The 14,365-nt window shown below is 62.8% G+C and carries 14 protein-coding genes and 1 pseudogene; 7 read left to right on the forward strand and 8 right to left on the reverse strand.

Annotation, left to right across the window (positions count from 1 at the left end):
- Positions 1-88 precede the first annotated feature (88 nt).
- The 3 genes and pseudogenes from rpmA (at position 89) to proB (ending at position 3,045) form a co-directional block, all read left to right on the forward strand.
- Positions 89-346, forward strand: coding sequence for a 50S ribosomal protein L27 (gene rpmA, locus VFW72_RS05775; protein ID WP_329673328.1), 258 nt, complete (start codon positions 89-91; stop codon positions 344-346).
- A 162-nt stretch (positions 347-508) separates the two neighbouring features.
- Positions 509-1,549 (forward strand): annotated as a pseudogene (gene cgtA / locus VFW72_RS05780) (Obg family GTPase CgtA); the annotation flags it as partial.
- Positions 1,550-1,926: 377 nt separating this feature from the next.
- Positions 1,927-3,045, forward strand: coding sequence for a glutamate 5-kinase (proB, locus tag VFW72_RS05785; RefSeq protein WP_329673330.1), 1,119 nt, complete (start codon positions 1,927-1,929; stop codon positions 3,043-3,045).
- 6 nt (positions 3,046-3,051) lie between these two features.
- Here proB and VFW72_RS05790 read toward each other — a convergent pair whose 3' ends face one another.
- On the reverse strand, positions 3,052-3,456 hold the full coding sequence (locus tag VFW72_RS05790; RefSeq protein ID WP_329673331.1) for a heavy metal-responsive transcriptional regulator: 405 nt from the start codon (positions 3,454-3,456) through the stop codon (positions 3,052-3,054).
- A 68-nt stretch (positions 3,457-3,524) separates the two neighbouring features.
- Here VFW72_RS05790 and VFW72_RS05795 point away from each other — a divergent pair, with 68 nt between their 5' ends.
- Both VFW72_RS05795 and VFW72_RS05800 read left to right on the forward strand, forming a co-directional pair.
- The gene (locus VFW72_RS05795; protein ID WP_329673332.1) at positions 3,525-4,643 is read left to right on the forward strand and encodes an SDR family oxidoreductase; all 1,119 of its coding nucleotides are present in this window, start codon (positions 3,525-3,527) and stop codon (positions 4,641-4,643) included.
- A gap of 121 nt (positions 4,644-4,764) precedes the next feature.
- The gene (locus VFW72_RS05800) at positions 4,765-5,832 is read left to right on the forward strand and encodes a putative solute-binding protein (RefSeq protein ID WP_329673333.1); all 1,068 of its coding nucleotides are present in this window, start codon (positions 4,765-4,767) and stop codon (positions 5,830-5,832) included.
- A gap of 79 nt (positions 5,833-5,911) precedes the next feature.
- Here the strand turns inward: VFW72_RS05800 and VFW72_RS05805 are convergent, their stop codons facing one another.
- Positions 5,912-6,487, reverse strand: a complete 576-nt coding sequence (locus tag VFW72_RS05805) for an RNA pyrophosphohydrolase (protein WP_329673334.1) — start codon at positions 6,485-6,487, stop codon at positions 5,912-5,914.
- 103 nt (positions 6,488-6,590) lie between these two features.
- Between VFW72_RS05805 and VFW72_RS05810 the strand changes: the two genes are divergently transcribed.
- Both VFW72_RS05810 and VFW72_RS05815 read left to right on the forward strand, forming a co-directional pair.
- The gene (locus tag VFW72_RS05810) at positions 6,591-8,351 is read left to right on the forward strand and encodes a proline--tRNA ligase (protein WP_329673335.1); all 1,761 of its coding nucleotides are present in this window, start codon (positions 6,591-6,593) and stop codon (positions 8,349-8,351) included.
- Positions 8,352-8,384: 33 nt separating this feature from the next.
- Complete coding sequence (locus tag VFW72_RS05815) at positions 8,385-9,056, forward strand: lytic transglycosylase domain-containing protein (protein ID WP_329673336.1); 672 nt, start codon at positions 8,385-8,387, stop codon at positions 9,054-9,056.
- A gap of 36 nt (positions 9,057-9,092) precedes the next feature.
- Here VFW72_RS05815 and VFW72_RS05820 read toward each other — a convergent pair whose 3' ends face one another.
- The 6 genes from VFW72_RS05820 to hemA form a co-directional block, all read right to left on the reverse strand.
- Positions 9,093-9,668, reverse strand: a complete 576-nt coding sequence (locus VFW72_RS05820; RefSeq protein WP_329673337.1) for a UbiX family flavin prenyltransferase — start codon at positions 9,666-9,668, stop codon at positions 9,093-9,095.
- Positions 9,669-9,679: 11 nt separating this feature from the next.
- Positions 9,680-9,991, reverse strand: coding sequence for a Grx4 family monothiol glutaredoxin (gene grxD, locus VFW72_RS05825; protein ID WP_329673338.1), 312 nt, complete (start codon positions 9,989-9,991; stop codon positions 9,680-9,682).
- A 101-nt stretch (positions 9,992-10,092) separates the two neighbouring features.
- Positions 10,093-10,830, reverse strand: a complete 738-nt coding sequence (locus VFW72_RS05830; RefSeq protein WP_329673339.1) for a hypothetical protein — start codon at positions 10,828-10,830, stop codon at positions 10,093-10,095.
- 115 nt (positions 10,831-10,945) lie between these two features.
- Positions 10,946-11,785, reverse strand: coding sequence for a peptide chain release factor N(5)-glutamine methyltransferase (prmC, locus tag VFW72_RS05835; protein ID WP_329673340.1), 840 nt, complete (start codon positions 11,783-11,785; stop codon positions 10,946-10,948).
- A complete protein-coding gene (gene prfA / locus VFW72_RS05840; protein WP_329673400.1) occupies positions 11,778-12,878 on the reverse strand; it encodes a peptide chain release factor 1 in 1,101 nt (366 codons plus the stop codon). The genes prmC and prfA overlap by 8 nt, the downstream gene beginning before the upstream one ends.
- 8 nt (positions 12,879-12,886) lie before the next feature.
- Positions 12,887-14,239, reverse strand: coding sequence for a glutamyl-tRNA reductase (gene hemA / locus VFW72_RS05845; protein WP_329673341.1), 1,353 nt, complete (start codon positions 14,237-14,239; stop codon positions 12,887-12,889).
- Positions 14,240-14,365 lie beyond the last annotated feature (126 nt).

The following is a 14,365-nucleotide window of genomic DNA, read 5'->3' on the forward strand; positions in this document are numbered from 1 at the left end:
CCGTCAGAACTACACCGAGCTGCAAATCAGCTCCGTGAACGTCTGATTGCGTCGAATCACCAACTTTTAGCCCCCAAGGAGTAGATCCATGGCACAGAAAAAAGGCGGCGGTTCCACGCGGAACGGCCGTGACTCCCAACCAAAAATGCTGGGTGTGAAGGCTTTCGGCGGTCAAGTGATCTCCGCTGGCTCGATCATCGTTCGTCAACGCGGCACCCGTTTCCACGCTGGTGCTAACGTCGGCACCGGTCGCGACCACACCCTGTTCGCACTGGTCGACGGTACCGTGTCTTTCGCGACCAAGGGCGCCCTGAATCGCAAGACCGTGATCGTCACCCCCGTCTGATCGATCTGATCAGGTAACCTGTTTCGGCAGGTTGCTGCGACAAAGCCCCGGCCTGCCGGGGCTTTTGTGTTTCGGCGTGGCGCATGTTGCGCTCGCCCATGTTTTCTTTCAGCCAGAGGCAGGATAATCCCTGTTTCTCTGGTCACGCTAGGACACCCTCCCATGAAATTCGTCGATGAAGCCACCATTGATGTGGCCGCCGGCAACGGTGGCAGCGGATGCATCAGCTTCCGTCGCGAGAAGTTCATCCCCTTTGGTGGCCCCAATGGGGGCGACGGCGGGCGCGGGGGGCACGTCTTCGTTGTGGCCGATCGCAACATCAACACCCTGATCGATTATCGCTATGCACGCCGCCATGAGGCGCGCAACGGCGAGCAGGGGCGCGGCTCGGACCAATTCGGCGCAGCCGGTGAAGACATCGTGCTGCGCATGCCGGTGGGCACCATCATTCGCAACGCCGAAACGGGCGAGGTGATGATGGAGTTGCTGGAGCACGGCGAGCAACGCATGCTGGCCAAGGGCGGCGACGGCGGCTTCGGCAACCTGCACTACAAAACCGCCACCAACCGCGCGCCTCGCAAGAAGACGCCAGGCTGGCCCGGCGAAGCCTTCAAGCTCAAGCTTGAGCTGCGCGTGCTGGCCGATGTGGGCCTGCTGGGCATGCCCAATGCCGGCAAGTCGACTCTGATTGCCGCCATCTCCAACGCGCGTCCCAAGATTGCCGATTACCCTTTCACCACCTTGCACCCGAACCTGGGTGTTGTGCGGGTCGGCCCTGAAAAGAGCTTCGTCGTGGCCGACATCCCCGGCCTGATCGAAGGCGCTTCCGAGGGCGCGGGTCTGGGTCACCTGTTTCTGCGCCATTTGCAGCGTACACGTGTGCTGTTGCATGTGGTCGATCTGGCGCCGTTTGACGAAGGCGTGGACCCGGTCGCGCAGGCCAAGGCCATCGTCAATGAACTCAAGATCTACGACCAGGCCTTGTATGAGAAGCCCCGTTGGCTGGTGCTCAACAAGCTCGACATGATCCCCGCTGACCAGCGCGTGGCCAAGGTGGTCAACTTCGTCAAGCGCTATGGCTGGAAGGGGCCCGTTTTCCAGATCTCGGCCTTGACCCGTGAAGGTTGTGAGCACCTGGTGCAGGCCATCTATCAGCACGTGGCCTCCATGCAGGAGCACCACACCGAAACCGATGTGCGTTTCGATGCCGAGGGGGAACTGGTGGCGCAAGCCGAGCCGGTGGCTCAGATTGACTTGTCTGCTGAAGTGGCGCCAGCTGTGAGCTCTGCGAAGACGGCAGCCCAAAAGGCCCCTGCCAAGAAAGCTGCGGCAAAGAAAGTCGCGGCCAAGAAGGCGGTAGCCAAGAAAGCGGTTGAGAAGACGGCTGGGAAAACGGCAGTGGAGGCACCCGCTCAGAGCGCTTCCAAAGCCCCCGCCAAAAAGGCTGCTGCCAAGAAAGCCGCAGCCAAGAAGGTGGCGGCTAAAAAAGCGGCTGCCCCCAAGCGCAGCAAGGACGAGCCCTTCGTGCCTGATGCCGACGATCCCCGTTTCCGTTGAACCCCACTCAGGCTGATCTGTCCATGAACGATGTGTTGAAGAACGCCCGCCGCATTGTCGTCAAGGTGGGCTCCAGCCTGGTGACCAACGAAGGGCGCGGCGTTGATGCCGAGGCCATTGGCAACTGGTGTCGCCAGATGGCGGCTCTGGCGCACGATGGCCGAGAGGTCATCATGGTGTCCAGCGGCGCCATTGCCGAAGGCATGAAGCGTCTGGGTTGGGCCAAGCGGCCCAAAGAGTTGCATGAGCTGCAAGCCGCCGCCGCCGTGGGCCAGATGGGCCTGGCTCAGATGTACGAAACCAAGCTGCGCGAGCATGGCATGGGCAGCGCTCAGGTCTTGCTCACGCACGCCGACCTGGCCGACCGCGAGCGTTACCTCAATGCCCGCTCGACGTTGTTGACCTTGCTGTCACACAAGGTGGTGCCGGTCATCAATGAAAACGACACCGTGGTCACCGACGAAATCAAGTTTGGTGACAACGACACCCTGGGGGCCTTGGTTGCCAACCTGGTCGAAGCCGATGCCCTCGTCATCCTGACCGACCAGAAGGGTTTGTACAGCGCCGATCCGCGCAAAGATCCCTCGGCGCGCTTCATCGACGTTTGCACGGCGGGCGACCCTGCCCTGGAGCAGATGGCGGGTGGTGCGGGTTCCCGGGTGGGCACGGGCGGCATGATCACCAAAGTGGTTGCCGCCAAGCGTGCCGCTGGCAGTGGGGCGTCCACCGTCATCGCCTGGGGTCGCGAGCCCGATGTGCTGGTGCGCCTGACTCAGGGGGAAGCCATTGGCTCCTTGTTTGTCGCGGCCACCGCCAAGCTCACCGCGCGCAAGCAATGGATGGCCGATCATCTGCAACTGCGTGGTGCCGTGGTCATTGACGACGGCGCCGTCATCAAGTTGCGCGATGAAGGCAAAAGCCTGTTGCCCATCGGCATGATCGATGTGGTGGGCGACTTCCATCGGGGCGATGTGATCGCCGTGCGCAATGCACAAGGGCAGGACGTGGCCCGAGGTCTGGCGAATTACGCCAGCAGCGAAGCACGCCTGATTGTGCGCAAAGCCAGTGCCGACATCGAAGCAGCCTTGGGCTTCAGCAACGAGCCCGAGATGATTCACCGAGACAACCTTGTCCTGGCCTGATGGGCCTCAGTTGGCCTGGCGTGGATTGCGCCGGGTTGCACTTGACGGGGTCAAGGGCTGGTCATCTTGGCAATACAAGCTGCCCAAGGTCTGTACGACCTCGGCCCTGAGCGCCTGTAGCCGCGTGATTTGCGCGTCGATCTGAGCCACTTTTTCGTTCAGTCGCGCTTCGATGTCTGCGCGTCGCAGTGTGCCCTCGTCCAACTGAGGCAGCAGTGCGGCCACATCGTGCAGAGCAAACCCCAGGGATTGGGCGCTCTTGATGAAGCGCACGCGCATGACGGCCTGCTCGTTGTAATGCCGGTAGCGCGACGCCGTGCGACCCGCTGGCTCGATCAACCCAAGCCTTTCGTAATAACGCAAGGTGTCGGGCGTGACGCCTGTGGCTGCAGCCAGTTCCCCAATTTTCATGATGCTTGACTCTGGAGTTAACTCCAGACTTTAGTCTGCTGGCCTGCTTATTTCAAGGAGCTCAGGCCATGTCTTTATATTCCAATCGATCCGGTCGCGTTTTGTTGACGGGGGGCACCGGCCAAGTGGGCAAGGGGGTCCTGCTCGAGTTGGTGCGTCAGCGCCGCCCGGTGACGGTCATGTTGCGGCGGCCAGAAGTGCAACTGTCTTCTTTGTTGACTTGGTTGTCAGGGCAGGGTGAAACCCAGCCCGATGTGCAGGCGGTCGCGGGTGACCTGTTGGAGCCTCATCTTGGCTGGGGCGAAGGTGAACCCGATCGGCTTCCAGCGTGGCGCGACGACATCGTGGCGGTGGTGCACTGCGCTGCCGTGTGGGGGTGGGGCCTGGACCCGGATCTGGCAGAGCAAGCCAACGTCCAGGCTCCGTTGAACCTGTGGCGCCAGTCAGCCCAATGGCCGCGCATGCGCCGATTTGTGATGGTCGTGGGCTACATGAGTCAACATCGGCCTCACATGGCGGAGTTGGGCTTGGATCTGGATCTCAGGCCTGCGGCGCAGCACGTGGATTGGGATCGAGTGCGGCAGCGCAGCGGCGTCTATGAGGCGAGCAAATTGCGTGCGTACTGGCTGATGCGTGAAGAGTCCCTGAGGCTGAACCGCCCTTTGACGGTCATTCACCCGGCCACGGTGGTGGGCGACGAGGCGCTGCCCGAGGTGCCCGCCACATCGGCCATCGCCCAATTGCTGACGCAGTTGGCGGCAGGTCAGATGCCCCTGGTGCCGGGCTCGCGCGATCACCGTGTGCCCATGGTCAGTGTGGGTTATGTGGCGAGGTATGTCGCGACCTTGCTCGAAGCCCCAGAGGAAATGGGATGCAGTGAACACCTGCTGCTCGACCCGGCAACCCCCGATCTGTTGAGTGTGACGCGCATGTTGGCCGCCGAACTGCAAGTGCGGGGTCCATGGGGGCGGGTGCCTTTGAATTGGGTGAAGTCCATGGCCACTTGGCCAGCATTGGCTCGCCTCTTGGGCTTGGAGCCCGAGTCCCTTGCTTTCATTGTGAAGGGGGCATTTGACGTCAGTCGTGAGACCGAGTGGGCGCAAGGGCGAGGGCTGTCTCATCCCGACTGGATGCAGTCTCTGCGCCATACAGCAGCGGCCTGGCGCCGTCTTGGCTCACAGGCGTGAGGTCAATCCCTGTGGGAAAAACGACGCAACTTGTTACGGCATCGACGGCTTCTTGAAATATGCTGCAGCGTCGCCGAACGTGCGGTGTCGGCTCAGTGTCTGTGCGGTTCTAGGAGGCCCGATGGCTAATCAAAAGCAGTCTTCCGTCAAGGGAGCAAATCGTCTGATCCAGGCGCTGGCTGTTGCCGGTGTGTTGTCTTTGCCGGTGCTGGCGCAAGCCAAGGCCGTGGTGTGTGTGTGGGACGTGGTCGGCAAGACCGGCGACGTGTACGCGGCTTCGACCGACTACGCGCTGGCCATGCAGAAGCACGGCATTGATTTCGACATCAAGACCTATGTCGACGAGCGCGTCGCGGTCGAAGACTTCCGTGCCGGGCAATGTGATGGCGTGGTCGCTACAGCATTCCGTACCCGTCAGTTCAACGCCGTAGCCGGCTCGATCGACAGCATCGGCTCCACCACCATTGTCAAAGACGGCAAGATCGACATCAAGGCCAGCTACGACGTGGTCAAGAAGGTCATCGAAGTGTTTGCCACCCCTCAGGCTGGCAAGCTGATGGTTGACGGCAACTATGAAGTCGGTGGCATTTTCCCGCTGGGCGCGGCTTACCCCATCGTGCGCGATCGCAAGATCAACTCGGTGGAAGGTCTGTCGGGCAAGAAGATTGCCGCTTTTGACTACGACAAGGCCCAGGGCGTGATGATCCAGCGCATCGGTGCGCAGCCCGTGTCGGTCGATGTGACCAACATCGGTCCCAAGTTCAACAACGGCTTTGTGGACATGGTGACCCTGCCGGCCGTGGCCTACAAGCCCTTCGAACTCTACAAGGGCATTGGCACCACAGGCGCCATCGGCCGCTTCCCCATCATGATCCCGACCGTGCAGGTCATCCTGAACCGCAGCAAGTTCCCAGAGGGCGCGGGCGAGAAGTCGCGTCAGTACTGGTTGAGCCAGTTTGATCGCGCCATGCGCATCATCCAGACCGCCGAGAAGGGCATCCCTGCATCGGCCTGGGACGATCTGCCTGCCGAGGCGATCCCGAAGTATGTGCTGATGCTGCGCGAGGCCCGCGCCGACATCGCCAAGCAAGGTCTGTACAACAAGACCGGCCTGAACATCATCAAGAAGGCCCGTTGTAACATCAACCCGGCTGATGCCGAGTGCTCGACCCGGGTCGAGGTGGAATGAAAAATGGAGCCTACGGGCTCCATTTTTTTAAGGCATCGACCACGGAAGGGGTGGTGGCCTCGCGTGGAATCTTCCCGGCTTATTCGCCAGCGACCACCGAGCCCTGTGTCTCGGGAGTCAGTTCGCCCTCACGACGGGGTTGGCGCATGTTGCCGCGCAAATACCGGTTGGCTTGTCCCTGTGGCTTGGGCAAATAGCGTGACAACTCGGTCAAGGCCAGGTAGTACACCTCACGCTTGAACTCGATCACGCTTTCCAGCGGCACCCAGTACTCATGCCAGCGCCAGGCATCGAATTCGGGGTGGCTGGTGGCCCGCAGGTTCATGTCGCAATCGCGCCCCATCATCTGTAACAGGAACCAGATCTGCTTCTGGCCCTTGTAATGTCCGCGGGCGTCCTTGCGAATGAAGTGCTGGGGCACTTCGTAGCGCAGCCAGTCGCGGGTGCGGGCCACAATGCGGACGTGATCCGGCAGCAGGCCCACTTCTTCGTGCAACTCGCGAAACATCGCCTGCTCGGGCGACTCTCCGTGTTTGATGCCGCCTTGCGGAAACTGCCAGGAGTGGGTGCGAATGCGCTTGCCCCAGAAGACCTGATTCCGATGATTGAGCAGGATGATGCCGACGTTCGGCCGAAAGCCTTCTCGGTCGAGCATAATCAACTCCAAATTTTCAACTGAAATCATTATTGCACCGCCGGCCGTGCCCGCCTAGTGCGTCGGGATCAGGCTCAACCCTAGCGGTGCATTTTTCACATCCATGAAAGCATCCCAGTTTTTCATCTCCACACTGAAAGAAGCCCCCGCTGACGCCGAGATCGTCAGCCACAAGCTGATGATGCGCGCCGGCCTCATCAAAAAGCTGGGCGCGGGCCTGTACAACTACATGCCCATGGGCTTGCGCACCATTCGCAAGGTGGAAAACATCATCCGCGACGAGCTGAACAAGGCCGGTTGCGTGGAGTTGACCATGCCCGTGGTGCAGCCCGCCGAACTGTGGGTGGAAACCGGCCGCTTCGAGAAAATGGGCGAGGAAATGCTGCGATTCAAGGATCGCCATGGCCGCGACTTCGTCATCCAGCCCACGGCTGAAGAAGTCATCACCGACATCGCGCGCCAGGAGTTGCGCAGCTATCGTCAGCTGCCCAAGAATTTCTATCAGATCCAGACCAAGTTCCGCGACGAGCGCCGCCCTCGCTTTGGCGTGATGCGTGGCCGCGAGTTCACCATGAAGGACGCCTACTCCTTCGATCGTGATGTGGACAGCGCCGGCAAGACCTACGACGCCATGTATGCGGCCTACACCCGCATCTTCGAACGTCTGGGCCTGCAGTTCCGCGCCGTGGCCGCCGACACCGGCGCCATTGGGGGTGACCGTTCGCACGAGTTCCAGGTGATCGCCGACACAGGTGAAGACGCCATCGTGTACTGCCCGACCAGCGACTACGCTGCCAACATCGAACTGGCCGAAGCCCTGAGTCTGATTGCGCAGCGTGGTGCGGCCACCGTGGCGCTGGAAAAGGTCGCCACCCCAGGCAAGAGCACCTGCCCCGACGTGGCCGAGTTGCTGGGTCTGCCGCTGGCGCAAACCGTCAAGTCCTTGGTGCTGGCGACCGACGAAACCAATGAGCAGGGCGAAATCGTCAAGACCACCATCTGGCTGCTGCTGGTGCGTGGCGACCACGACCTCAACGAAGTCAAGGCAGGCAAGTTGGAGTTGGCCGATGGCACGGGCCTGAAGGCTGGCTTCCGTTTCGCCACCGAAAGCGAAATCGTGGCGCACTTCGGCACCAAGCCAGGCTATCTGGGCCCGGTGGGCGTGAAGAACGTGAAGGTCATTGCCGACCGCACTGTGGCCAACATGAGCGACTTCGTTTGTGGCGCCAACGAAGCGGGCTTCCACATCAAGGGCGTGAACTGGGGCCGCGACCTGCCTGAGCCCGATCTGGTGGCCGACATCCGCAACGTGGTGGAAGGCGACCCCTCGCCAGACGGCAAGGGCGTGTTGGCCATTCAGCGCGGCATCGAAGTGGGACACGTGTTCTACTTGGGCACCAAGTACTCCAAGTCCATGAACGCCACCTTCCTGGATGTGGACGGCAAGCCCAAGCATTTCGAGATGGGCTGCTACGGCATCGGTGTGACCCGCATTCTGGGTGCGGCCATTGAGCAGAAGCACGACGACCGCGGCATCATCTGGCCTGACAGCATCGCTCCGTTCACCGTGGTGATCTGCCCGGTCGGCTATGACCGTTCCGAGGCTGTCAAGGCTGCAGCCGATCAGTTGCACGCCGACCTGCTGGCCAAGGGTGTGGACGTGATCCTGGATGACCGCGGCGAGCGTCCTGGTGCCATGTTTGCCGATTGGGAGCTGATTGGCGTGCCGCACCGCGTGGTGCTGGGCGACAAGGGGCTGAAGGAAGGCGTGGCCGAGTACCAGGCCCGTACCGATGCCGAGGCGACCAAGGTGCCCGTGGCAGAAGTCATGAACCACCTGGCAAAAGCCCTGCAACTCGCTTGACCGACTTTTTGCCGATCAGGTAAGGTTGACTGGATGATTGCCTCTCGTGTGTCCGTGTTTCGCCTGGCATCGAAATGCCTGCTGGCCCTGTCTTGCTTGACCGGGGCAGGCGTGGCGTGGGCGGGTGCGCAGGTGGAAGAGCCTTTGGCTGATTCGGTTCGCTCGGCCCTGTCGGCTGCGGTGGGCCGGGGCGAGCCGCCCAAGCTGGTGTTTGCGGATGAAACGCAGCGGCTGGAATGCGAGCGCTGGAGCCGAGCCAACGAAGGGCGCTTGCTCAAGCGCAAGCCCGACGAGCTGGTCCGCTTCGAGTTTCTCAACACCGTTTGCTATGAAGCCAAGCGAGCCGGGCTAGAGCCCTCTTTGGTGCTGGGCCTGATTCAGGTCGAAAGCGGCTTTCGCAAGTACGCCATCTCGTCCGTGGGTGCTCGCGGCTACATGCAGATCATGCCGTTCTGGTCCCGCACCATTGGCAATGGCGATCCATCCAGCTTGTTTCACATGCAGACCAACATCCGTTTTGGCTGCGTGATCCTGCGCCACTACCTGGATCGTGAAAAGGGCAACCTTTTCATGGCGCTGGGGCGCTACAACGGCAGTCGCGGTCGGGCGGAGTACCCGAACATGGTCACGGCGGCGTGGCGGCGCTGGAAAGCGCCTGAGCCGGGTTATCAGGTGGCGCAGTACGACGGCAGCGGCCGTCGCTGAACGCGGCCTGACAACAAACACGGCCTCCGCCCGGGCTTACAGCCCTTGCCAGCTTTGTGGCTGGGCCGTATCCACCCCCACCATCATCAGCACCCGTTCGACGGTGTCTTGTACCAGTTCGTCAATGGTTTGCGGGCGGTGGTAGAAAGCAGGTAGCGGCGGGAAGATGACGCCACCCATTTCGGTCACGGCGGTCATGTTGCGCAAGTGGGCCAGATTGAATGGCGTTTCGCGCACCATCAACACCAGGCGGCGTCGCTCTTTCAGGGTGACGTCGGCTGCGCGGGTCAGCAGGTTGTCTCCCATGCCATGGGCCACCGCCGCCAGTGTTTTCATGGAGCACGGCGTGATGACCATGGCGTCGGTCTGAAAGCTGCCACTGGCAATGCAGGCGCCCACATCGTTGGGTGAGTGGGCCTGATCGGCCAGGGCTTCAAGGCCGCTGCGGTCCAGGCCCAGTTCGTGGTGCACATTGAGCACCCCAGCCGGGGTGACCACCAGATGGGTCTGAACCCCCAGCTCGCGGGCACGTTCGAGCAGGCGGACGCCATACACGGCACCGCTGGCACCGGTGATGCCCACAATGAGCCTGCGAGGGCGGCGCTCGGTCATGTCAGAGGGGCTCAGGCGCCCAGGGTGCTTTGCAGTTCGCCCGACTGGTACATCTCCATCATGATGTCGGAGCCGCCAATGAACTCGCCGTTGATGTACAGCTGAGGAATGGTGGGCCAGTTGGCGTATTCCTTGATGCCCTGGCGAATGGCTTCGTTTTCCAGCACGTTGACGGTGACCAGGTCGGTCACGCCACAGGTCTTGAGGATCTGGACGGCGCGGCCCGAGAAGCCACATTGTGGGAACTGTGCGGTGCCCTTCATGAACAACACCACGCGGTTGCTTTTGACGAGGTCGTCGATCTGTTTCTGTACGTCGCTCATAGCGTCACTGACTTGGAAGACTTGAAATAGGAATAGCCCGTTTATATCAGGCTCAGGCTATTCCGGCCTTGCCTGGGGCTAATCTTGTGCACCGAAGTGGGTCAGAACGAGTAGCCGACCGACACTTTCAGCAAGGGACGCAGGCGCAGGTCGCGGATCAATTCGTCGAACCCTTGCTCGCCCATCAGGGTGCGCGAGATGCGGTTGACGTTGTTCTGGTTGACTGAGATCAGGCCCAGGTCGGCGTTGAAGCGCCAAGGGCTGCTGATGGTCGAGGTGTTGATGCGGGTGCTGTAGCCCGCGCCAATGTAAGGGGCCGATTGACTGCCCAGGGTGGACAGCCCGATGCCTTGTCCACTGCCGAGCATGCTCATGCTGTCGACCCGTTGCAGGCTGACGTTCAACCCTTCGCCGCCGCCATCCCACCATGAACGCACGGCATCTCCGCGGATCATGCCGGCTGTGGCGCGGAAACCGCCTTCAATGTAGTAGTCGGTCAGCAGGTGCAGGCTACGGATGTTCAAGCCGTTGGGAACCGGCTGGAACAGCACATAGGTGTCTTTCAGGGGGTTGGTGGGGCGGTCCATCATCACGCCGACCCGGCCTTCCCAGCTGGGCCAGAAGGTCTGCCCGGCGAGGTTCAGCCCCAGGCCGCTGGCACGCAGGCTCAGCCGGGTGAAACTGTATTCGCTGCCCCCGACGCTGCGCAGCACATGGGTGGCGCGCGGCACGATCTGGGCGTGTGCCACCCCGGCCACCAGGCACGCCGCAACCACGGCGGCCACTGCGACGAGCGGGCGACGGGGGGCGAGGCGCGAAGGTGACAGGGTTGAATGCATGACGAACTCCTGATCGATGCTTCGATCGTACGCGTCGGCCGCAGATTTGTGGAGGCGACTTGTGAGCAGTCGTGACAGGTTCGCCCCCGAAATGGGGCCCTTCTTCAGGGGGGAATCAAGCCGAGCGGGGGAGGGTTTGCCCGCCTGTGCATCGCGTGTTGCCGCCCAGGTCGAGACGGGTCTCGATGTGGGCGTAGCCGGCTTGAGCCAGCAGAGCCCCGACCGCCTCCGCCTGGTCATAGCCGTGTTCGAGCAGCAGCCAACCGCTTGGGCGGAGGTGGCTGCGTGCAGCCGCCACGATGTGACGGATGTCGTCCAGGCCGTCCGGGCCGGAGGTCAGCGCACTGATGGGTTCGTGGGTGAGGGCTTGCAGGTGCGGGTCGTGCTCTGCAATGTAGGGCGGGTTGCTGACGATCAGATCAAACGTTTCACCCTGCACAGCTTGTAGCCATGAACCCAGTCGAAAGCGAACGGGCAGGCCCAGCTTTCGGGCGTTGTGTTCGGCCGTTTGCAGTGCGCCGGCACTGGCATCAACGGCGGTGACGCGAGCTTGCGGGCAGCGATGCTGCAGGGCCAGGGCAATGGCGCCACTGCCGGTGCCGAGGTCCAGGACGTCTTGAGCTGGGTTCGTCGCCAGGCGCTCGAGCGCCCATTCCACCAGGATTTCGGTGTCAGGGCGGGGGATCAGGACCTGCGGGTTGACCTGCAGGCTCAGCCCGAAGAATTCCTTGTCACCCAGCAGATAGGCCAGCGGTTCGCCCTGTGCCCTGCGGGTGACCCAGCTTTGAAAGCGCGCCAGGGTGTCGGGCGCGAGCGGGTCGCGGTCATGCGCCAGCAGCCAGGTGCGGTTTTGCCCCAGCAGTTCGCACAGCATCAGCTGGGCGTCCAGTCGGTCCACGCCGGCCTGGCGGGCTGCCAGCAGGGCGTGTTCGATCGTCAGGGCCGCGTCAGACACCGGTCGCGGCCTCCAGCTCGGCCAGTTGTTCCGCGGCCTGCGCCGCAAGCAGGGCGCGCACGACTTCGCTCAGGTCTCCCTCCATGATGGTGGTGAGCTTGTAGAGCGTGAGATTGATGCGGTGGTCGGTCAGACGACCCTGTGGGAAGTTGTAGGTTCGGATGCGGTCGGAGCGGTCGCCAGAACCCACGAGGCTCTTGCGGTGCGCCGCTTCCTTGGCCTGGCGTTCGAGTCGCTCTTTGTCGCGAATGCGTGCGCCCAGCACGGCCAGGGCTTTGGCCTTGTTGCGGTGCTGGCTGCGGTCGTCCTGGCATTCGGCCACGATGCCCGTGGGAATGTGGGTGATGCGAACGGCCGAGTCGGTCTTGTTGATGTGCTGGCCGCCGGCTCCGCTGGCGCGGTAGGTGTCGATGCGCAGGTCGGCCGGGTTGATCTGCACCTCTTCGGCTTCGTCAGGCTCGGGCAGCACCGCGACCGTGCAGGCGCTGGTGTGGATGCGACCTTGGGTTTCGGTGACCGGCACACGTTGTACTCGGTGGCCGCCAGATTCGAACTTCAGCTGGCCATAGACCCCTGCACCCTCAAATCGCAGCACCACTTCCTTGTAGCCGCCCAGGTCGGATTCGCTGGCCGACATGATTTCGCTGCGCCAGCCTTGGGTTTCGGCGTAGCGGGTGTACATGCGGGCCAGGTCGGCTGCAAACAGGGCCGACTCGTCGCCACCGGTGCCGGCGCGAATTTCGATGAAGGCGTTGCGGGCGTCGTCCGGGTCTTTGGGCAGCAAGGCCGTCTGCAACTCGGCTTCGAGTTGGGTGAGATCGGCTTCCGCCTGGGCGATTTCCTCGTCTGCCATGGCTTTGAGGTCGGCGTCGCTGCCGGCATCCTGGGCCATTTCACGGGCGCCGTCGAGGTCGGCCTGGCGTTGGGTGTAGCGGCGGGCCAGGTCGCACACGCCCGACACTTCGGCATGCTCGCGCGACAGATCGCGATAGCGGCGATTGTCGGCGGCCACGGCGGGGTCTGCCAAAGCCGCATCCAGCTCTTGCAGGCGGTGGGCCAGACGTTCGAGCGAGGAGGTCAGCGATGGGGCCAGGCCGCGGCTCACGCGGCGTCCCCTTGGGGGGCAGGCCGGTTGTCAGGGTGGCGCTGTGAGGGCGTGGCGTTCAAGGCGGTGAGGTCGCCGCGCAGGAACAGTCGAGCCAAGGAAGCAGCCACTTGCGGACGCTGATGGGCGTCGGCGCTGTGCAATTCAGCCATGGCGCCGTGCAGCATTTTTTGGGTCAAGCCGCGCGACAGGGCTTCCAGCACGGCTTCAAGGTCGTCGCCCTTGGCCAGCATCTTGCGGGCGCGCGCCAACTCGGCTGCACGCCAGGCATCGGCCTGCGAATGCAGGGCCTGAATGAGGGGCACGGTGGTGCGCTGGTCGAGCCAGTGCACAAAGCCCTGCACCCCTGTTTCGATGATGGCTTCGGCCTGGGCGACGGCCGCCTGCCGCTTTTCGCCAGCGGTTTGCACCAGGGCCGACAGGTCATCGACGGTGTAGAGGTAGACGTCGTCGAGGGAGCCGATTTCGGGCTCGATGTCGCGCGGCACAGCCAGGTCAACCATGAACATGGGGCGGCGCTTGCGGGCCTTGAGGGCGCGTTCGACCGCGCCCAGGCCAATGATGGGCAAGGAACTCGCGGTACAGGACACGACGATGTCGAATTCGTGCAGGCGCTGGGGCAAATCAGCCAGACGCATGGCTTGCGCGCCCAGGTGGTTGGCCAGCTTTTCGCCGCGTTCCAGCGTGCGGTTGGCCACAGCCATTGCGCGTGGGGTGCGGGCAGCGAAGTGGGTGGCGGTGAGCTCGATCATCTCGCCCGCGCCGACGAACAGCACCTTGGTCTTTGACAGATCTTCAAACAGTTGGCCAGCCAGACGCACCGCAGCGGCCGCCATGCTGATGGAGTGCGCGCCGATTTCAGTCGAGGTGCGCACCTCCTTGGCCACCGCGAACGAGCGCTGGAACAGCTGATGCAGGGTGGTGCCCAGGGTGCCGGCGCTGTCGGCTTCCCGAACGGCCTGCTTCATCTGACCCAGGATTTGAGGCTCGCCCAGCACCATGGAATCCAGACCGCTGGCGACTCGGAAGGCGTGGCGAGCAGCTTGGCCACCTTCGAGCACGTAGGTGTGCCGCATCAATTCGTCGGCCGACACGCCACCAATGCCCGACAGCCATTCCACCGCCGAGCGCTGCAAGGCGTGGCCATGCCCACCCAGGCTACCCGCCGCACAGTACAACTCTGTGCGGTTGCAGGTGGACAGCAGGGCCACTTCGGCTTGCATCGAGGTCGCCATCCGGGCGTGCAGCCCTTTGAGGGCGGGCACCAGTTGCTCCACCGCAAAGGCGAAGCGGCCGCGTAGGTCAACGGCGGCGGTGTGGTGGTTCAAGCCCAGGGTCAGCACGGTCATGGGACGGGATTATAAAATCCAGGGTTTGTGCCCGTGTGGGGCACGTGTGCGATTGCAGCGGTTTCTGTAGGCCCTTGGCCCGTGTCGCCGCCATTTTTTGATGTGTCTCAAGGGTTGTGCCGCAGG

Source organism: Aquabacterium sp., from assembly GCF_036273115.1.
Taxonomy (GTDB): Bacteria; Pseudomonadota; Gammaproteobacteria; order Burkholderiales; family Burkholderiaceae_C; genus Aquabacterium.

Bases quoted from the DNA above. Each gene is read 5' to 3' on its own strand.
- VFW72_RS05795 (WP_329673332.1), top strand. From the start codon at position 3,525: ATGTCTTTATATTCCAATCGATCCGGTCGCGTTTTGTTGACGGGGGGC.
- VFW72_RS05810 (WP_329673335.1), top strand. From the start codon at position 6,591: ATGAAAGCATCCCAGTTTTTCATCTCCACACTGAAAGAAGCCCCCGCT.
- proB (WP_329673330.1), top strand. From the start codon at position 1,927: ATGAACGATGTGTTGAAGAACGCCCGCCGCATTGTCGTCAAGGTGGGC.
- VFW72_RS05815 (WP_329673336.1), top strand. From the start codon at position 8,385: ATGATTGCCTCTCGTGTGTCCGTGTTTCGCCTGGCATCGAAATGCCTG.
- VFW72_RS05830 (WP_329673339.1), bottom strand. From the start codon at position 10,830: ATGCATTCAACCCTGTCACCTTCGCGCCTCGCCCCCCGTCGCCCGCTC.
- grxD (WP_329673338.1), bottom strand. From the start codon at position 9,991: ATGAGCGACGTACAGAAACAGATCGACGACCTCGTCAAAAGCAACCGC.
- VFW72_RS05820 (WP_329673337.1), bottom strand. From the start codon at position 9,668: ATGACCGAGCGCCGCCCTCGCAGGCTCATTGTGGGCATCACCGGTGCC.
- VFW72_RS05805 (WP_329673334.1), bottom strand. From the start codon at position 6,487: ATGCTCGACCGAGAAGGCTTTCGGCCGAACGTCGGCATCATCCTGCTC.
- VFW72_RS05790 (WP_329673331.1), bottom strand. From the start codon at position 3,456: ATGAAAATTGGGGAACTGGCTGCAGCCACAGGCGTCACGCCCGACACC.
- rpmA (WP_329673328.1), top strand. From the start codon at position 89: ATGGCACAGAAAAAAGGCGGCGGTTCCACGCGGAACGGCCGTGACTCC.
- VFW72_RS05800 (WP_329673333.1), top strand. From the start codon at position 4,765: ATGGCTAATCAAAAGCAGTCTTCCGTCAAGGGAGCAAATCGTCTGATC.
- hemA (WP_329673341.1), bottom strand. From the start codon at position 14,239: ATGACCGTGCTGACCCTGGGCTTGAACCACCACACCGCCGCCGTTGAC.